This is a genomic window from Turicibacter faecis (assembly GCF_037076425.1).
GTDB lineage: Bacteria > Bacillota_I > Bacilli_A > MOL361 > Turicibacteraceae > Turicibacter > Turicibacter faecis.
Map to the genome: position 1 here is coordinate 2,190,001 of NZ_AP028127.1, position 21,422 is coordinate 2,211,422.

Here is a 21,422-nt window from a genome sequence, read left to right on the forward strand (position 1 = left end):
CATCGGGTCATATCGCCCGATGTTTTTTTATTTTATATGCTTTTCAATTGCGCTCTAACAACAAAGCGTTGCGGCGTAGGTCCCATATAAATGAAAGGATAACATGTAACAAGTGTAATGGTCGGCTCCTGAGACTTTTCATAAATATATGGATCGTATGGATCCACAATCTGAATTTCTTTAACTTCAAACACCAACGTACTCTCTACCCCCTGAATCGTAATGTGGTCACCCACCTCAATATCTTTTAATTCCCATAGCACATTCTCCCTATGCCCATATAGAACAGAGTTTCCTATAGCACCCGGAAGAACCGTTAATTCATCTAACCCTATTCCCTGACTTAATTCCTTATCAGTTGTTCCTACATGGATGGGAATTTTTTTTTCATTATTACCTAATTGTAAAATTCCAATAATTCCATCCGCGCGCTCCGCTTTTTCCTCTTCTGGTGTTTTATCCTCTTTGACATCCTCCCACTTGTCTAAGGCCATGTTTATCCCCTGATGAACTTCTAAAATTGGATATACAGCATATACACAACACAATGTTCCCAAAACTATGAGTACGGCAGAGACCCATTTTCTCAATACTCATCCCTCCTCTATATAATAAAAGAGAAACAAAAGTTTCTCTTTTATTATTGATTAAACTTCAAATTGTCAAACGTGACAATAGTCTTCGTTTTATTCTTTCCATCAATATACTCAATTTTTACTGGATCGCCTTCATAACTAATTGGAAGTTCTGCCGATATCGTTCCAGATCCCATTAATAACAATTCAGGATGCTCCTTTAAAAGAATCGTATAATAGGTATTTCCATCCGTTTGACTTGTCCCTATTCGCTCAATTGTTGCTTCTATAGTCTTATGTTCTCCAAGTGATGAGTCTAATAAACTTCCTTGAGTTCCAAATACTAATTTTGCATAGTTCGTTCTAGCCTCATCCAAAGTTTCTCCTGTCCCTACCTTTGAATAATCTTTCACATTAACAAAAGCATATTGTTTCACCAAGCCCTGGTTATCCTTTAAAGTCGTAAAATATGTAGGCTCATTTTCAATATTTAACAAGACAGGAAAACTAGCCTCATATCCTAAATGTTGCACCTTTCCTTCAGCGGATTTCATAGCAGCAGTTTCAGTTGCCCCTGCTATTTTATAGAAAGTTGTTTCCTTTGTTCGAGTGTTAGATAACATAAACCCTACTGTTGATTCATCCGATCCCGATGAAGTCATTCCTGTATAAAAATACCATTCACCATCAATAAACATGTAATTAGTTCCTGGCGTCGTTTGAATGATATCCTTTTTAGCAAATAAAGTATTCATAAAGCCGTTTTTGTACCATCCCCAGTCATTTATTTGATTGATAACAAAGGATTGTGGTTGAATTCGATCGATCCATTTTGGGGCATCTTCTACAGAATATTTATTGGTTTCACCGGTTTGTGCATCTACAACAACAACCCCTGTTGCATCTGATCCCCCATGAATTCCAACCTTTTTGGTGTAAGTAGTCACCACCCAGTATGGACGTCCACTATCATCTAATTCAAATGAATAATCGGTTAATCCACTAAACATATTCCCCTCAAAATAAACTTTACGACGTATATCTTGATTAAAATAGGCTGAAGGTAGATACTTCAAGTTAATTGGATTTCCCTTTGAATCTTCTTGTACTAATCGTACATCTTGGGCATCTGTAGCTGAAACCATAATGTACCCTGGTGTTCCCTCTCTATTAGTAAACCATTTAATAATATCGATATGTTCAAGCGGGGCAACCCAGTATAAAGAATCCTTTATACTAATCAGTGTATAATCACCTACATAAACCTGTGATCCCAATCCGACGTCTTCGCCTAGCTTTTTATCCCCTAGTCGTCTAGCGTAGGCCTCATCGACAGTAGGAATCTTTTTTAAATCCATTTCAGGTATTTCCTGTTCAAACTCTTTCGTCTCAATATCCCCAATCAGATTTCGATATTGTTGACTTAAAAAAAGTGGCAGAGATGATACCTGATATCCCAAATAAATGAGCAATAACAGAATGACACATCCTTTAACCTTTTTACCCGGGAAATGAATCGGTTTTCCCTTGACCGCATCCTGAAAGATATAACGAACATCTTCGTAAAAATATGCAATGCATACAATAATAGCTAGACCAAAAAATAAATTAAATCCCTCTTCAAACTTAACATTTAAAGGAACTAGCAAGATATAGTCCGCTATAAAAAATAAAATTACCAAAGGGATAACGGTAACTAAAATATTCTTTAACCTCTTCACTTAACTCACTCCCTCTCATATAATGAGCCTATTATACCAAAGAGCATTCACCAATACCATAGTTTAGGTAAATTCTTCTTTAGTATTATTTACGCATCCAATTGAAAAATCTAAAATAAGAGAATTAACAAAAAAATCTGACATCCATTTTTAAAATCTACACTAATCCCTAACCAATCATCCCGCTAATAAACCTACTTCATCTAGATTCTAATCCTAATAGGAGAAACTAAAAAAAACCAGCGATCGCTGGTTTGGGGTTAAGAATTTAATTATATAGATAGTGCTATGATTTTAGTGTCTTTTAGATTTGTCATTTTAAATTTGACGGGCTTAATGTTAGTTTTATTTTATTTGAGGAGTACAAAACTAATTTATTAAATAAATATCATCGTGATAAGTTATTTAAAGTCATATATCAATAATATTTATAAATCTATTTTTCACACTACCCTAATATTCTTAACAATTAATATTATACTATAAAAATATTCATTATTGTGAAAAAAAACAAAAACTTTGTGATTTTTTTATATATACATCAATAAGAGGTAGACTTAATCTACCTCTTATTGATTTACTTCTCGATTGCCCCTAATACCTCATCTACCATTTTAATTGTTGAATTAAATCCACCTGTTGCTGTGTACCAAATAGCAGCATCTAAATAAACAATATTATTATTTTGAGCGGCACTTGTTGAATTAATTAACTCATTATCAAGTGTACCTTGGGCATTTGAATCTCCACCAACAACAGCACCTCGGTCAATAACAAATAAGTAATTAGGATTTATATTTGAGATATATTCAAAAGATACTTTTGAACCATGTGTCGAAGATTCTCCTAAGTTTTCATCTGCTTCTTTAAATCCGAAATTTTGATGAATCATTCCAAAGCGTGAATTAGCACCATAAGCACTAACTGCTCCCTCATTTGTTAAAACAACTAAAGCATTTAATCCTTGCTCACTTACTTTCTTATTCAAATCCTCAATTTTTTCGTTAACCTCAGCTAATCCCTTTTCAACAATATCTGTTTTATCAAAAATATCGGCAAGTACCTTCATGTTTTTTTCAAAAGAGGCTAAATAATCTTCACTATCTAATCCCATGTAAAGCGTTGGCGCAATTTTGCTTAATTCTTCGTAGTAGTCTGCCTGACGCCCTGAGATAATAATTAACCCTGGATTCATTTCATAGATTTTTTCTAAATCTGGTTCCTTTAATCCTCCAACATTCACATATTCATCCGATTCAAATTTTGATAAATGACTAGGAATAGCACCCGATTTAGGTAATCCTTTAACTTCTACCCCCATATAATCCAACGCATCTAAAATACCAAAATCAAATACAACGATGTTTTTAGGATTTTTTTCAACAACCGTCTTTCCGTACTCATGGGTAACTTCTACTGTTTGTTTCTCAGTTTCCTTAGGATCTTTTGCTTCTTGATCAACGGGCTGTGAGCACGCCACTAATGATACAACCCCTATTCCTGCAATAACATTCATAAATAACTTCTTAAGCCTAATCTTCATTTTTTATTTTCCACCTTTTCCTTAATATATTTTAAACTAATAATAAACACATATTTTTTTATTATTAATCTTTTGAACATTAAATTCCATTTCATATAACTTACTTAATATCGATTCCTTCATAATTTCATCTCTAGTTCCTGATATGACAACCTCACCCTCCTTTAGAGCGATAATTTCATCAGAGTAACAAGAGGCAAAATTAATATCATGGATCACCATAACAACTGTTTTTCCTAATTCATCGGTAATCTTGCGTAATATTTTCATAATCTGCACACTATGCTTCATATCTAAATTATTCAACGGTTCATCTAAAAAGATATAATCCGTATCTTGTGCCAAAACCATTCCAATGAATGCACGTTGTCTCTGACCACCACTCAACTCATCCAAAAATTTATGTTGGATATCTCCTAATTTCATATAATCAATCGCTTCATCAATTTTGTTGATATCTTCCTGAGTTAAATTACCCTGGCTATGTGGAAAGCGACCAAATGAAACTAAATCCCTTACACTTAAGCGGACATTTAAATGATTACTCTGTTTTAAAATACCTATTACCTTAGAAAGTTCCTTTGTGTTCCAATGGGAGATTTCTTTTCCTTCAATAAATACTTCACCCGCATCCATTTTGAGTAGGCGACTCATCATCCCAAGAACCGTACTTTTCCCAGCCCCATTAGGTCCAATAAATGACGTAATTTTTCCTTTTTTTATGCAAAAAGAAACATCATTCACAACCGGCTTTGAGCTATACTTTTTCGAAATTCCTTTAACCTCAATCATGCACGCTCCTCCTTTAATAAGATGTAAATAAAATATAAACCACCTATAAAATTAATAATTACCCCTACCGTTGTACTAAAGTGAAAGACTCTTTCCACTAAAAACTGTCCACCAATCAGCGCTGCTAAACTTAAAAGAATAGCAGTAGGAACTATTACGCTATGACGATAATCCTTCACCAACTGATAAGCCAAGTTGGTTACTAAGATACCAAGAAAAGTAATAGGTCCTACAAGTGCAGTAGAAACAGAGACTAGAATTGACACGATAATTAAGATTTTTTTTACCATATAGTCATAGTTAATTCCAAGATTAACGGCTTGCTCTTTTCCTAATGACATAACATCTAACTTTTTAAAATCTTTACAAATGCATCCAATTGCAACACTTACTATAATAATTGAAATCATTAACAGGGAAGACTGAACATTATTAAAACTTGCAAACATTTTATTTTGAACAATGAGAAATTCATTCGGATCCATTACCATTTGCATAAAAGAAGACAGACTACTGAATAATGTCCCGAAAACCATTCCAACCATTAAAAGAAAGAATAAGTTCGTCCCTTCTCTTTTAAACATCATTTTAAAAAGGAATAATGAAAAAATAATCATCAATGCAGCAGAGAATAAAAAGTTAATATTAGACCCTGCAAGTGCAATATTTAGTGACCCAAAAACAAAAACAATTAACGTTTGGAACAAGTTATATAAAGAATCTAAGCCCAATACACTTGGCGTTAATATTCTGTTATTCGTTACGGTTTGAAAAATAACTGAAGAAAGTGCAATCCCACTTCCCGTGAGAGCAATAGCTATTAGTTTCGGTACCCTTAAAGATAAAGCATATTGATAAGAGTTTGGATTTAATCCATACATCAAAAACAAGAAACTACTAACAACAACTAAAACAATTAAAATAATCAATACCTTATGCCGACGCATTTGAACCCCTCCTCATCAGCATGTATAAGAAGATTATACTTCCGATAACCCCAACGGTTAAACCGATAGAAACTTCGTATGGATATATAACGATTCGTCCAATCACATCACAGGCTAATAGAAATAAGGCTCCCATCAAAGCTGTATGCCAGAGACCACGTTTTAAATTATCTCCTAAATACATCGACACCACATTAGGAACAATTAATCCAATAAACGGGATCGATCCAACCGTAATAATAATCACAGATGTAATCAGAGCAATAATTGTTAATCCAACGTTTACTACCCACTTATGATTTAAACCTAAATTTGCTGAAAAATCTTCTCCCATTCCTGCAATCGTAAATTTATTGGCATACAGAAACGCAATAAAAACCAAAGGAATACTAAGATATAACAGTTCATAATTTCCTTTCATAATATTCGTAAAATCCCCTTGAGCCCAAGACGAAATATTTTGAACTAAATCGAACTGATAAGCAATAAAGCTAGTAATTGAATTCACAACATTTCCAAGCATCATCCCGATTAAAGGAATAAACAAGGAATTTCGGAACTTTACTTGCTTCATAATTCCCATAAAGAGAAATGTCCCTAGCAATGAACAAATAAAGGCAAACACCATTTTATGAACCAGTGATGCCCCGGCAAAAAAGACCATCGCAATTAACATTCCGAGTTTAGCAAAATCCATTGTAGCCGCCGTTGTCGGAGAAACAAACTTATTCCTTGTTAATTGTTGCATAATTAAACCGCAAATCCCCATTCCAACCCCGGTCACACAAACACTCAATAGACGTGGAATACGACTAATAAAAAGGATATATAATTGTTGAGAATCTCCGTTCAAAATGGAGGATAACGTTACGTCGCTTGCACCTATAAAAACAGAAATAACCGATAGCACTCCTAATAAAATGATTAAATACCTCTTCCTCATATACTCCCCTCTTCCTAAATTAACATTTACTATTTATATCCTTTATGATATAATTCACACATTGAAATTGATAATCGTTATCAAAAGATCTATTTATAGTATACCATTATTTATACATAATCGCTAGTTATAACTTTTATTTTTCAATCACATTTTATCGACGTTATTAGGGGGATTAAACATGCATCATACAGAGTTAATTAATCATAGCACAGACAGTACATATGGTCATCAAGTGTATCAGTACATAGAGAAACGGTTTTCCACGACGTTAAAATTAGACGATGTTGCCCGTCACTTTAATTTAAACAAATGTTACTTCTGCTCAGTTCTAAAAAAGGAAACAGGAATGACATTCACCCAAATAGTCAGAGAAGTTCGCGTTGAAAAGAGCAAGCTCCTTTTAACAAATAGTAATCTTTCTACACTTACAATTGCGTTAACCGTAGGGTTCAATAATCAGAATTACTTTAATATGTCATTTAAAAAGTTAACAGGAATGACACCACTCGAATATAGACGACTCGCCCATCAAAATAAAAGAGCGTAAACATCCATTTGTTTACGCTCTTTTTATTAATCTATTAAAAGTTCTCGCAGAATTCTACCATCTGCCTCATTCATTTTAAATCCTAAAATTGCCGCACATGTTGGAGCAATATCAACGACTTTAGCAACTGAAATTTCTTTTCTAGGTATAATTCCAGGACCGCTTAAAATTAAACACGGTTGCTCTCCCTTGCTTGGAATATGTCCGTGTGTTCCACGACTTACCCGGTAATCGTTATTCATAATTGGATTTTGATAGTCAGCTTGGAGATTGAAACCAAATGATGCCCCATCTTTCGCCTCTAAAACGAATGTAAAATCCCCGTCTAAATGATAAGTCTCTTTAACTTGTTCACGTGTAAATATATGTTCAATATGCAATAACTCACGATTCTCATTTAATAGTCTATAGACCTTCTCTTCTAATTCCTTATCATTCTTATCTTTTAGGTAAACATGGGCTGAGATGGCACTTGATTGAATGTATGCCTTCCAATCAACAATATCACCATTTTCATCTAAACTTAATAATCCGTTTTCAATTAGTAATTTATTAGGATTTATACTCATATCGATATCTAATTGTCCATGATCGGAACAGAATACAAATGTTGTCTGTTCATAAACCCCTTGAGCCTTTAATTCATCTACCACAATCGCTAACATGTCATCCAAGTACTTATATGCATCTACTAATTTTTCTGAAAAAACACCGTATGAATGACGATAGTGATCCGGCAATGTCATGTGCATTAGGATAACCTCAGGTTGATAACGATTAATCACATATTTTGAGGCTAATGCTGAAAACTTATCTGTCGAATAATAATTTGGTAACGTCCAAGCCTCCGCACAATAATCCCACATTTCCTGCGTTAACACATCATTTGAATTTTTACGGATTTCAAATTCTTGCTCTTCTTTTGGATAATGAATTCCGGCACGTTGAACAACATAATCCACATCGGCACCAATTAAAGTTGGCCAACTATTAATAAATACTTTATATCCATTTTCATTGGCTAATTCCGGAAGAATCTGAGCTTTATTTTGATCGCGTCGCTCATACCATGGTGCATTTTTAACTAGCGGAGTAAACACCTCATTAGTAATAACTCCATGTTTTTGTGGATATGTTCCTGAAACAATAGACGCATGTGCAGTATACGTCATTGAAGGATAAACTGTCTCTACCGATTTTACAATAGAGGCTTTCTCTAAAATCGGAGAAAAAGTAGGTAGTTTTTTTAATATTTCAATATCTTTTCCAATCATTGCGTCAAATGAGATTAGCAATAACCTTCTTTTCATTATAATCACTCACTTTTCCTGTTGCTTTATACAATATCTGTTCAACTACAATAATGGCATAAAAACTTAAAATTGTCCAATCTTTAACGTCACACATCTCTCTCATCCTGCATAAACTAAAATAGAAAGATTAGAATGGGGGAGATACCTTTGAAGGTCATGAACACTATTCTTCTATTATTCACCCTATTACTTATTCTTATCAGTCTATTAACCAACGCATCAGACGATACACCTCAATCAACAAGTAATAACACCGACTGTAATATCCAATTATCTGAGCCTAAAAATTTTAAAAATTTAATAAATGATTTATATCCTATGTAAAAGGAAGCCCCTTAACTAATATTAAGGGACTTCCTTTTCTTATTAATATCCAAACATGATTTTATAAATAACATAAAACCATCCTAATAAACCGTGAATAATCGCCCATAAAATAGAATGGTTTGAATTAAAAGAAACCACGACAGCAATCATCATTCCTAAATTGTAGCTTTTACCTAGAGTTGTTAAGGCGCTCTTTCGAAATTGATGACGATAGTCCTCTCGAAGTTCTGCCCTTAATTCCTCTTTCAATTGGTCACGCCAATAATCTTTCTGTGAATGATCACTTCCATCACTAATAATCTCTGCATCCACAACCTCTACAGGTTCATTGTATTGCCCCATTACATTTCATCCTTTATTATTTTGTTTTTAACTTTTCTAATTCCTCTGCCGTAAAATGGTGGCGTTCCATACAGAAGTAGCAAACAGCCTCAGCGCCATTATCTTCATCAATCATTGCCTGAATTTCATCATTCCCTAAACTCATAATTCCACTCTCAAATCTTTCCTTTGAGCAATTACATTCAAAGCGAACTTCTTGATGTTCTAATATACGAACTTCCTCACCAAATATAGCCTCTAACATTTTTTCAGGTGTATATCCCTCATCAATCATTGTAGAAACTGGTTTAATCGTAGACAATGCTGTTTCTAATTTAGTCAATGTTTCTTCTGTTGCCCCTGGCATGACTTGAAGGATAAATCCTCCCGCCGCACGAACCGAATTATCTGGTTCAACAAGCACACCAACCCCTACTGCAGAAGGAACCTGCTCTGAAACTGCATAATAATACGTAAAATCGTCACCGATTTCTCCTGTCTGTAATGGAACCTGCCCAGTAAAATAATCTTTTAACCCTAAATCCTTAGTTACTGAAAGTTGCCCATCAGTACCAACAGCCATTCCTACATTTAACTTTCCAGAATCGTATTGAAAATGAACCTCAGGGTTAGATGCGTATCCTCTTACACAACCTTTTGAATCAGCGTCTACGATAATAGATCCAATCGGTCCATTACCGTTAATACGAATAGTAATTTTTTCATCACCTTTTAGTTGGCTTCCCATCATTGCTCCAACCGTTAGTGTTCTTCCTAACGCTGCTGCTGCAGTTGGCCAACATCCATGACGTCGACGTGCTTCTTCAACTAAATGAGTTGAACTAACAGCAAATGCACGAATTTGATCGTCAAACGCTAATGCTTTAACTAAATAATCTTTCATTGACAATTCCTCCTGATCAATAATTATTGCTTAGGAAATTTTTAAATATAACTTATATTAGCCATTTTACATGAAGAAAATCATTTTGGAAAGTTAAATTAATGTTCCACCTAATCAAAACTAGGCTATTCCCCCTATATTATGCTTATTATACGATATTTAATAATTCCTTTCCTCAAATACATCTGAAGAAAAAGAGTTTCCCCTATGAGTAAACCCCGAATTTAAACTTACAATAAACACGACTAATAAAAGTGATACTTAAAATTTTTAATACATTAGTGCCGCTCATATCTTATCTTTCCGGTGAGTGAGATTATACTTATTTAGGGTGAGACGAACCCTCTTAGTTCTCTATTCACAACGCCTAAAAAAAACACTCTTAATAAAAGAGTGTTTTTTTAATCAATAACAGGTAATTTATCATTCGATAAAGTTAAAGTTGATTTTAATTTATAGTTACTATCGCGGACTAATTTAAACTTATTTTGCTTAGCACTTTCTTTTTCAGAATTAACATTATAAGCAGTTTCTTCTAGTCTACCTTTTTCAACTAACTCATCGATTTGTTCTTTTGTTAACGTTTCATATTCTAATAAGGTTTCGGCGATTAACTTCACCAAATCCTGATTTGATAATAAAACTTGTCGGCAACGATCATAACATGAACTAATAATTTTTTGAACTTGCTCATCAATTTGTCTAGCCAAATGATCCGAGAAATTCTTATCTTTATTATAATCACGGCCTAAGAAAACATTTCCGCTACGTTGTTCGTATTGAATAGGTCCTAAGTCACTCATTCCATATTCAGTTACCATCGCACGTGCAATTCCTGTAGCCTTTTGGAAATCATTATGTGCCCCTGTCGTTACCTCATGGAACGTAATCTCTTCTGACACACGACCTGCTAATAAACCAGTAATGCGATCTAACAGGTCTTGTTTTGTTTGTAAGAATGTTTCTTCTTCCGGTAACATTAAGGCGTATCCACCAGCTTCACCACGTGGAATAATTGTAACCTTATGAACAACTTCTGCATTCTCTAACTTAATACCAACAACCGCATGTCCTGCCTCGTGATAAGCAACAACGCGACGTTCTTTTTTAGAGAATACTTTTGATTTTTTAGCTGGCCCCATCATAACACGATCCGTTGCTTCATCAATATCATGCATTTTAATCTGCTTACGATTTTCACGAGCCGCTAATAAAGCTGATTCATTTAATAAATTTTCTAAATCCGCACCACTAAATCCTGGAGTTCGGCGAGCAATATCTTCTAGACGAACTTCTGGAGCCAAACGTTTATTACGTGAATGAACTTTTAAGATTGCCTCACGACCTTTAACATCTGGACGACCAATTGTAATCTGGCGGTCAAATCGTCCAGGTCTTAATAAAGCGGGATCCAATACATCTGGACGGTTAGTTGCAGCCATAACAATAATTCCTGAATTTGGACCGAATCCATCCATTTCTACAAGCAATTGATTTAACGTCTGCTCACGTTCATCGTGTCCGCCACCCATTCCGGCTCCACGTTGACGCCCTACCGCATCAATTTCATCAATAAAAATAATACATGGTGCTGTTTTTTTGGCAGTTTGGAACATGTCACGAACGCGACTCGCCCCTACCCCTACAAACATTTCTACGAAATCAGAACCTGAAATCGAATAGAATGGAACTCCTGCCTCACCAGCTACCGCTCGGGCAAGTAATGTTTTCCCCGTTCCAGGAGGTCCTACTAAAAGAATACCTTTTGGAACACGTGCACCCATTTCATTATACTTAGCCGGGTTTTTAAGGAAGTCAACAACCTCTACTAACTCCTCTTTTTCTTCATCATTTCCGGCTACATCATCAAATGAAATTCCTTCCTGTTTAGATAACTTAGCACGGCTTTTACCGAAATCAAAGGCTTTATTATTCCCTCGCTGAGCTGATCTAAACATGAACATGATTACACCTAAGAATAAGACAGTTAAAATAGCATAAGATAAGAAACTCCATACCTTACCAATCGTTGAAGCCACAGTATTCTCTAATTTAACATCCTTTTCAAGTGCTAAATTACTAATTTTCTCATATGACTTGTCAGCTACTACAATCGTATATGGAACCTCTTTTTCTTCAACCTTCATTTTACCTGAAATATTCCACAAGTTTTTATTATCCTCACCGTCAACCGGACGGGCCTCCATGGAAATAACATTTCCATTTTCAATATTGCTAATAAATTCATTATAGGTTGGTTGTTCAATCACCGGCTGTTGTGGCTCCATGAAAATGAACCCATATAAACCTAAAACGATAATAAACAATAGAAAATAGATTCCAATACTTTGCGGACCTTTTTTCTTAAAGCTATTTTGCTTTTTGAAACTATTAATCTTATCTTTTGGATTAATTGGCGGCATTGTAGCACCCCTTTCTTATTTCATGTAAACTTCCTCTTTAAGAATACCTACATACGGTAAGTTACGATAATATTCATCATAGTCTAACCCGTATCCTACAACGAATGCCTTAGGAATTGTAAATCCAATATATTTTGGCTCCATCTCAACGACACGCCCTTCAGGTTTATCAAGCATTGTAACAACCTCAACCGAAGCAGCACCTCGATGTTTTAATAATGCTATCACTTTTGTTAATGTGAACCCTGTATCTACGATATCCTCTACAATAATGATATGACGATTTTCCACTGAAATGTCTAAATCCTTTAAAATTTTTACCTGTCCAGAAGAAGTTGTTCCACCATGATAGCTTGATACATCCATAAACTCAATTTGAATCGGCATATTCATATGCTTCATTAAATCTCCAATAAATGGGATTGATCCTTTTAATAAGCCTAATAAAATAGGTTTCTTGCCTGCATAATCAACTTCTAACTCTTTTGCTAATTGTGCTGCCTTCTCTTCAATTTGTTCAGTAGTAAATAAAATTTCTTTAATATCGTTACGCATCTTCTTCATTCCCTCCGCGATGTTTATAAACAATTGTCATTGTTTTACCATTTGACTTATGGCAACAAAATGCCGATTTTTTCAAAAGTGGTACCCAAAGAATCTTATCATTTGAATCAACCACAATAGGCCATGTGTCCCTCAATAACCGAGGAACCTTACCCTCTATCATTATTTCCTTAATCTTTTTCGAACCTGATCCATTCATTAATTGAATACGATCTCCGGGTTGACGAGTACGAACTTTTAACGGCAATTCTATTTCATTATAACACAAATGGACTTCGTTAATGCAAAATTTTTCCGGTTTTTCATCGACTTTGTTCTCGCTTACTTTCAGAATATCTCCATTAGGCAACACAACACTATCATTAAGGGATAGCGTAAACTCGTATTCCTCTGAACTAGTCATATCTTTAGAAAAACTAACCTTATCATAGGCCACAATACAGCGAATCTGATGCGGTAAAAATAAGGTTAAATTAGGCTTAGGATTTCTTATAAGTTCTAAAACTTTTTCAATATGAATATGTTGAATATCTTTAATTACAAACTGTTGCAAAATTCGCTTGATTAAACGTCTCGATAAACTTGGAGGCAACTGTTGAATAAAACGACGAGAAAGCCAAACATCGTTACCTTGTCGATATGTATTCTCCATTAGTTCATCAACTTGTTGACTAAAATATATTTCATCATCATTTAACTGCTCACCTATAACATTCAAATGTTCATATACAGATGGGCTTTCCTTTACGAGTTCGGGAACAATATACTTACGAATACGGTTTCTCGTATAGACATCACTTTGATTAGATTCATCCTCACGGAATTTAACCCCCTCCCGTTCACAATACCCATAAATCTGTTTTTTAGTAACACGGATTAACGGACGAACCACTTTTAAATGTTGACTAACCCTTTTAGCCTTAATCCCTATAAGCCCATTGGGACTTTCGAAATACAACAATCGTTGAATTTGTGTCTCCAGTTGATCATCGGCATGATGGGCTGTTACTAAACAATCCGCTCCATACTTCTTAGCGACTGATCTAAAAAAATTATAACGTTCTTTTCGAGCGTATTCATGAAAGTTTTCCGTTGTCCCCCCCGGGGGTAAATAATAAACCTCATACGGTAATTGATAGTTAGTTGCAATCTTTTGGACTAATAACTCGTCTAAATCAGCATTTTTTCTTTTCTTATGATTCACATGCGCAACTACTAAGGATAGTTGATAATTAGTAGCGTAATGCTTTAAAAAATGAAGCAGTGCCATCGAATCTGCCCCTCCAGATACGGCCACGATGACCCGCTCCCTTTGGTCAAATAAATCATATTTTTTTATCGTCTCTAATACGACCTTTTGCATTAAATGTCAAACTCCTTATACAACAAAATCTTATTTTTTATTATATCTCTTTTAAAATAAAAAAAAAGTGTCATTACAAGTTTCATACACTTTTTATCCATTATGGAATGCCAATAATAAAAACTACCCGTCAAACGGGTAGTTTTCTCCAGGGCTATAAGCCCTGATTACCGGCTAGCGTCTCAAGGCGCTAGCTTTCACTTTGTTCAAGCTACTTGCCATTGCCACCTTTGCTCACCCCTAAAGGAGTGTTCGTTCTACTGGCTACCCCTTAAAGGGGTCTTCATATTCTTTTACACTTAATTTATCCATCGCAATATCATGCTTTTCCTGATCCTGAATATATTTCCTTATCGTTGCCTCATTTAGGCCAACCGTACTGACATAATATCCTTCTGCCCAAAAATGCCGATTTCCAAATTTGTATTTCAAATTTGCATGTTTATCAAACATCATCAATGCACTCTTTCCTTTCAAATATCCCATAAAACTAGATACACTCATTTTAGGTGGAATACTTACTAACATATGTACATGATCTGGCATTAAATGCCCTTCAATAATTTCAACTCCTTTATAGGCACAAAGTTGTTTTAAAATATCTCTTATACTTGTTTTATATTGATTATATATTATTTTTCGTCTATACTTAGGAGTAAACACAATATGGTATTTGCACATCCATTTTGTGTGCGATAAACTATTTGTTTGATTCGCCATAAAAATCACCTTCTCTTCTAAAATAGTAGCTTGAACAACTCTATTATAGGAAAAAAGGTGATTTTTTAATGGAGTTATAAACTTTTATTCGCCACCCGCATAGCGGGTGGTTTTATGTTTCACACGCTTTGCGTGTTCAACAGACTAAAGTCTCTAATAAAAAGCGATTAGAAATTATCTAATCGCCACTGTAATAAAAATTTTAATGATATATCCTCACCCTAAAGGGGGAATTGATTGAAGAATAAATATAACTATTTGCGCATATAATTGTATTAATTCTTTTAAAAATAAACTTTAAATGATTCAACCTGATCCTTCATTTTACGGATCACCGAATGCGGCTCTGCACCCAGTAAAAACGATATCCTTATCGTAAATTTTATTTAATTGTCAACTCGAACACGGCCCTCTAATACCAAAGGCACTCTTATACTTCCTAAACACTTCGATTTCTTTTTTAACACATTTTGTTTCTCTTATCCGAACACGGCCCTCTAATACTAAAGGCACTCTTATACTTCCCAAACACTTCGATTTCTTTTTTTACACATTTTATTTCTCTTATCCGAACACGGCCCTCTAATACCAAAGGCACTCTTATACTTCCCAAACACTTCGATTTCTTTTTTAACGCATTTTATTTCTCTTATCCGAACACGGCCCTCTAATATCAAAGGCACTCTTATACTTCCTAAACACTTCGATTTCTTTTTTTACACATTTTATTTCTCTTATCCGAACACGGCCCTCTAATATCAAAGGCACTCTTATACTTCCTAAACACTTCGATTCACTTATTAAATCTCTTTTTCTGTTTTATTAAAGATCTATCCAAGAAGTTTACTCCAGCAACAGTTATTTATTAATTCAAATATACACTTTCATTTTTCTAGCATATTGGCTGCCACTTTTACTATATCGAATTAATAAACCTTCTGTCTCAAATGGCTTCTGTTATTTTCACATTAAACGCTTGTAAAAAGCTTTTTATCGCCTGTTTTGTCCCTTTAGATTCGTAAATCTAATTTACACGGACTAACATTAAAGAACTTCCAAGCCAACCTGACCTCGATTGGCTTTATTTACACATCTTTTCGCACACATTTCGAAACTTCCCGGTTAACCAGCTCCGACCTTGGTTAACTTTTTTTGCACATACTTTTTTAAAATCTTATGACTCGCCAATCAACTCTAACCCTGATCGACTTTACTCACACACTTTTTCGCACACACATTTTTTAATCCTATTACTCACCAATCAACTCTGACTCTGATTGACTTCACTCACACACTTTTTTCGCACACACTTTATTTCTTAAATCTTATTACTTACCAACCAGCCCTGACTCTGATTGACTTCACTCACACACTTTTTTCGCACACACTTTGTTTTTAAATCTTATTGCTTACCAACCAGCTCTGACTCTGATTGAATTCACTCACACACTACTTTTTGCACACACTTTATTTTTAACTCTTATTACTGATCAATCAACTCTGACTCTGATTGACTTTACTCACACACTTTTTTCGCACACACTTTGTTTCTTAAATCTTATTGCTTACCAACCAATTTTGAATATTATTGATTTCATTCACACACTTTTCTTAAACTAACTGACTTCATTTTAAACACTTTAAAACTTCCTGGTTAACCAGCTCCGACCTTGGTTAACTTTAATCATACACTACTTTTTCACACACACTTTGTTTTTAAATATTATTGCTTACCTATGAGCTCTGACCCTGATCGACTTTACTCACACACTTTTTTGCACACACTTTGTTTTTAAATCTTATTTCTCGCCAATCAACTCTGACCTTGATCGACTTCACTCACACACTTTTTTGCACACACTTTGTTTTTAAATCTTATTGCTTACCAACCAACTCTGACCTTGATTGACTTCACTCACACACTTTTCTTAAACTAACTGACTTCATTTTAAACATTTTAAAACTTCCTGGTTAACCAGCTCCGACCTTGGTTAACCTTTTTTGCACATACTTTTTTAAAATCTTATGACTCGCCAATCAACTCTGACCCTGATCGACTTTACTCACACACTTTTCCTAAATAAACTGACTTCATTTTAAACATTTTAAAACTTCCTGGTTAACCAGCTCTGACTCTGATTGACTTCACTCACACACTTTTCTTAAACTAACTGACTTCATTTTAAACACTTTAAAACTTCCTGGTTAACCAGCTCCGACCTTGGTTAACTTTAGTCATACACTACTTTTTGCACACACTTTGTTTTTAACTCTTATTTCTCGCCAATCAACTCTGACCTTGATCGACTTCACTCATACACTACTTTTTGCACACACTTTATTTTTAACTCTTATTACTGATCAATCAACTCTGACTCTGATCGACTTTACTCACACACTTTTTCGCACACACTTTGTTTCTTAAATCTTAGTGCTTACCAACCAATTTTGAATATTATTGATTTCATTCACACACTTTTCTTAAATAAACTGACTTCATTTTAAACACTTTAAAACTTCCCGGTTAACCAGCTCCGACCTTGGTTAACTTTAGTCATACACTACTTTTTGCACACACTTTGTTTTTTAATCTTATTACTGATCAATCAACTCTGACCTTGATCGACTTCACTCACACACTACTTTTCGCACACACTTTGTTTTTAAATCTTATTACTCGCCAACCAGCTCTGACTCTGATTGAATTCGCTCACACACTTTTTCACACACACTTTGTTTCTTAAATCTTATTGCTTACCAACCAGCTCTGACTCTGATTGAATTCACTCACACGCTTTTTCGCACACACTTTGTTTTTTAATCTTATTTCTTACTTACCTATCAGCTCTGACTCTGATTGGCTTCACTCACACACTACTTTTCACACACACTTTGTTTCCTAAATCTTATTGCTTACCAACCAATTTTGAATATTATTGATTTCATTCACACGCTTTTCTTAAATAAACTGACTTCATTTTAAACACTTTAAAACTTCCCGGTTAACCAGCTCCGACCTTGGTTAACTTTAGTCATACACTACTTTTTGCACACACTTTGTTTTTTAATCTTATTACTGATCAATCAACTCTGACCTTGATCGACTTCACTCACACACTACTTTTCGCACACACTTTGTTTTTAAATCTTATTTCTCGCCAACCAGCTCTGACTCTGATTGAATTCGCTCACACACTTTTTCACACACACTTTGTTTCTTAAATCTTATTGCTTACCAACCAGCTCTGACTCTGATTGACTTCACTCACACACTTTTTCACACACACTTTGTTTCCTAAATCTTATTGCTTACCAACCAATTTTGAATATTATTGATTTCATTCACACACTTTTCTTAAATAAACTGACTTCATTTTAAACACTTTAAAACTTCCCGGTTAACCAGCTCCGACCTTGGTTAACTTTAGTCATACACTACTTTTTGCACACACTTTGTTTTTTAATCTTATTACTGATCAATCAACTCTGACCTTGATCGACTTCACTCACACACTACTTTTCGCACACACTTTGTTTTTAAATCTTATTTCTCGCCAACCAGCTCTGACTCTGATTGAATTCGCTCACACACTTTTTCACACACACTTTGTTTCTTAAATCTTATTGCTTACCAACCAGCTCTGACTCTGATTAACTTCACTCACACGCTTTTTCGCACACACTTTGTTTTTAAATCTTATTGCTTACCAACCAGCCCTGACTCTGATTGAATTCACTCACACACTTTTTTCGCACACACTTTGTTTTTAAATCTTATTACTGATCAATCAACTCTGACTTTGATCGACTTCACTCACACACTTTTTGCACACACTTTTCCTAAATAAACTGACTTCATTTTAAACATTTTAAAACTTCCTGGTTAACCAGCTCTGACTCTGATTAACTTCACTCACACACTTTTTCGCACACACTTTATTTTTAAATCTTATTTCTCGCCAATCAACTCTGACCCTGACCGACTTTACTCACACACTTTTCCTAAATAAACTGACTTCATTTTAAACATTTTAAAACTTCCTGGTTAACCAGCTCTGACTCTGATTAACTTTACTCACACACTACTTTTTGCACACACTTTGTTTTTAACTCTTATTACTGATCAATCAACTCTGACCCTGATCGACTTTACTCACACACTTTTCCTAAATAAACTGACTTCATTTTAAACATTTTAAAACTTCCTGGTTAACCAGCTCTGACTCTGATTAACTTTACTCACACACTACTTTTTGCACACACTTTGTTTTTAACTCTTATTACTGATCAATCAACTCTGACCTTGATTAACTTTACTCACACACTACTTTTTGCACACACTTTGTTTTTAACTCTTATTACTGATCAATCAACTCTGACCTTGATTGACTTCACTCACACACTTTTTTTGCACATAATTTGTTTTTAATCTTACTACTTACCTATCAGCTCTGACTCTGATTGACTTCACTCACACACTTTTTCGCACACACTTTATTTTTAAATCTTATTTCTCGCCAATCAACTCTGACCCTGATCGACTTTACTCACACACTTTTTTTGCACATAATTTGTTTTTAATCTTACTACTTACCTATCAGATCTGACTCTGATTGGCTTCACTCACACACTTTTTTCGCACACACTTTATTTTTAAATCGTATTTCCCGCCAATCAACTCTGACTTTGATTGACTTCACTCACACACTTTTTCGCACACACTTTGTTTTTTAATCTTATGACTCGCCAATCAACTCTGACTTTGATCGACTTCACTCACACACTTTTTGCACACACTTTGTTTTTTAATCTTATTGCTTACCAACCAGCTCTGACTCTGATTGGCTTCACTCACACACTTTTTCGCACACACTTTGTTTTTTAATCTTATGACTCGCCAATCAACTCTGACTCTGATTAGCTTTATTTTTTGATTATTATTTATTGGCATAAATATTTTTCATTCGAACTTAGTCCTTACAGATCTTTTATCTCTGTTTTAACACTTTACATAAACTTCTCTTTTTGTTCCTCACCGGCTCCGACCCCGGTTTTCTACACTAAACTTTGTTTACACTTTTACCAATTCTTACTTCTAATCTAATCTCTTTTACACTTGGGTATTCAGCTCTGACCCTGATTTACCTCTTTTAAACAACTTTTTATCTCTGTTTTAACACTTTACATAAACTTCTCTTTTTGTTCCTCACCGGCTCCGACCCCGGTTTTCTACACTAAACTTTGTTTACACTTTTATCAATTCTTACTTCTAATCTAATCTCTTTTACACTTGGGTATTCAGCTCTGACCCTGATCTACCTCTTTTAAACACTTTTTTATCTCTGTTTTAACACTTTACATAAACTTCTCTTTTTGTTCCTCACCGGCTCCGACCCCGGTTTTCTACACTAAACTTTGTTTACACTTTTACCAATTCTTACTTCTAATCTAATCTCTTTTACACTTGGGTATTCAGCTCTGACCCTGATTTACCTCTTTTAAACACTTTTTTATCTCTGTTTTAACACTTTACATAAACTTCTCTTTTTGTTCCTCACCGGCTCCGACCCCGGTTTTCTACACTAAACTTTGTTTACACTTTTACCAATTCTTACTTCTAATCTAATCTCTTTTACACTTGGGTATTCAGCTCTGACCCTGATTTACCTCTTTTAAACACTTTTTTATCTCTGTTTTAACACTTTACATAAACTTCTCTTTTTGTTCCTCACCGGCTCCGACCCCGGTTTTCTACACTAAACTTTGTTTACACTTTTACCAATTCTTACTTCTAATCTAATCTCTTTTACACCTGGGTATTCAGCTCTGACCCTGATTTACCTCTTTTAAACACTTTTTTATCTCTGTTTTAACACTTTACATAAACTTCTCTTTTTGTTCCTCACCGGCTCCGACCCCGGTTTTCTACACTAAACTTTGCTTACACTTTTACCAATTCTTACTTCTAATCTAATCTCTTTTACACTTGGGTATTCAGCTCTGACCCTGATCTACCTCTTTTAAACACTTTTTTATCTCTGTTTTAACACTTTACATAAACTTCTCTTTTTGTTCCTCACCGGCTCCGACCCCGGTTTTCTACACTAAACTTTGTTTACACTTTTACCAATTCCTACTTCTAATCTAATCTCTTTTACACTTGGGTATTCAGCTCTGACCCTGATTTACCTCTTTTAAACACTTTTTTATCTCTGTTTTAACACTTTACATAAACTTCTCTTTTTGTTCCTCACCGGCTCCGACCCCGGTTTTCTACACTAAACTTTGTTTACACTTTTACCAATTCTTACTTCTAAACTAATCTCTTTCACACATTGGGAATTGAAGATAACCCCAATTATCCCTTGGGATTACCCCCTTCCACCTTCTCTTAAAAACATCTATCGCGCAGACCC

The 21,422-nt window shown here is 34.7% G+C and carries 15 protein-coding genes; 1 reads left to right on the top strand and 14 read right to left on the bottom strand.

The annotated features are described in order from the left end of the window. Window positions 1-32 precede the first annotated feature (32 nt). From AACH31_RS10705 to AACH31_RS10730, 6 genes are all read right to left on the bottom strand, one after another. Window positions 33-590, bottom strand: coding sequence for a class D sortase (locus AACH31_RS10705; protein WP_161832884.1), 558 nt, complete (start codon window positions 588-590; stop codon window positions 33-35). A 50-nt stretch (window positions 591-640) separates the two neighbouring features. Next, complete coding sequence (locus AACH31_RS10710) at window positions 641-2,296, bottom strand: hypothetical protein (protein ID WP_161832885.1); 1,656 nt, start codon at window positions 2,294-2,296, stop codon at window positions 641-643. A gap of 577 nt (window positions 2,297-2,873) precedes the next feature. Then, window positions 2,874-3,839, bottom strand: a complete 966-nt coding sequence (locus AACH31_RS10715; protein ID WP_161832886.1) for a siderophore ABC transporter substrate-binding protein — start codon at window positions 3,837-3,839, stop codon at window positions 2,874-2,876. Window positions 3,840-3,875: 36 nt separating this feature from the next. Beyond that, the gene (locus AACH31_RS10720) at window positions 3,876-4,631 is read right to left on the bottom strand and encodes an iron ABC transporter ATP-binding protein (protein ID WP_338506668.1); all 756 of its coding nucleotides are present in this window, start codon (window positions 4,629-4,631) and stop codon (window positions 3,876-3,878) included. Then, entirely contained in the window at window positions 4,628-5,578 is a 951-nt protein-coding gene (locus AACH31_RS10725; RefSeq protein WP_262951134.1) for an iron chelate uptake ABC transporter family permease subunit, read from the bottom strand. The genes AACH31_RS10720 and AACH31_RS10725 overlap by 4 nt, the downstream gene beginning before the upstream one ends. Continuing rightward, entirely contained in the window at window positions 5,565-6,521 is a 957-nt protein-coding gene (locus AACH31_RS10730) for an ABC transporter permease (protein ID WP_161832889.1), read from the bottom strand. The genes AACH31_RS10725 and AACH31_RS10730 overlap by 14 nt, the downstream gene beginning before the upstream one ends. 181 nt (window positions 6,522-6,702) lie before the next feature. On the opposite strand from AACH31_RS10730, the gene AACH31_RS10735 reads away from it, so the two are divergent. After that, the gene (locus tag AACH31_RS10735) at window positions 6,703-7,071 is read left to right on the top strand and encodes a helix-turn-helix transcriptional regulator (protein ID WP_338506666.1); all 369 of its coding nucleotides are present in this window, start codon (window positions 6,703-6,705) and stop codon (window positions 7,069-7,071) included. Between the two features lie 26 nt (window positions 7,072-7,097). Here AACH31_RS10735 and AACH31_RS10740 read toward each other — a convergent pair whose 3' ends face one another. From AACH31_RS10740 to tnpA, 8 genes are all read right to left on the bottom strand, one after another. Then, window positions 7,098-8,381, bottom strand: a complete 1,284-nt coding sequence (locus AACH31_RS10740; protein ID WP_161832891.1) for an alkaline phosphatase family protein — start codon at window positions 8,379-8,381, stop codon at window positions 7,098-7,100. Continuing rightward, on the bottom strand, window positions 8,350-8,478 hold the full coding sequence (locus AACH31_RS10745) for a hypothetical protein (RefSeq protein ID WP_255421510.1): 129 nt from the start codon (window positions 8,476-8,478) through the stop codon (window positions 8,350-8,352). Before AACH31_RS10745 ends, AACH31_RS10740 begins: the two co-directional genes overlap by 32 nt. A 272-nt stretch (window positions 8,479-8,750) precedes the next feature. Beyond that, on the bottom strand, window positions 8,751-9,053 hold the full coding sequence (locus AACH31_RS10750; RefSeq protein ID WP_338617618.1) for a CAAX protease family protein: 303 nt from the start codon (window positions 9,051-9,053) through the stop codon (window positions 8,751-8,753). A 16-nt stretch (window positions 9,054-9,069) separates the two neighbouring features. Next, entirely contained in the window at window positions 9,070-9,936 is an 867-nt protein-coding gene (hslO, locus tag AACH31_RS10755) for an Hsp33 family molecular chaperone HslO (RefSeq protein WP_338617621.1), read from the bottom strand. 401 nt (window positions 9,937-10,337) lie between these two features. After that, window positions 10,338-12,359 (bottom strand): ATP-dependent zinc metalloprotease FtsH, encoded by a 2,022-nt coding sequence (gene ftsH, locus AACH31_RS10760; protein ID WP_262951138.1) that lies wholly within the window; start codon window positions 12,357-12,359, stop codon window positions 10,338-10,340. Window positions 12,360-12,374: 15 nt separating this feature from the next. Beyond that, window positions 12,375-12,923 (bottom strand): hypoxanthine phosphoribosyltransferase, encoded by a 549-nt coding sequence (gene hpt / locus AACH31_RS10765; protein WP_432766965.1) that lies wholly within the window; start codon window positions 12,921-12,923, stop codon window positions 12,375-12,377. After that, the gene (gene tilS, locus AACH31_RS10770) at window positions 12,907-14,286 is read right to left on the bottom strand and encodes a tRNA lysidine(34) synthetase TilS (protein ID WP_161832895.1); all 1,380 of its coding nucleotides are present in this window, start codon (window positions 14,284-14,286) and stop codon (window positions 12,907-12,909) included. The genes hpt and tilS overlap by 17 nt, the downstream gene beginning before the upstream one ends. Before the next feature lie 264 nt (window positions 14,287-14,550). After that, complete coding sequence (gene tnpA / locus AACH31_RS10775) at window positions 14,551-15,006, bottom strand: IS200/IS605 family transposase (RefSeq protein WP_161832950.1); 456 nt, start codon at window positions 15,004-15,006, stop codon at window positions 14,551-14,553. Window positions 15,007-21,422 lie beyond the last annotated feature (6,416 nt).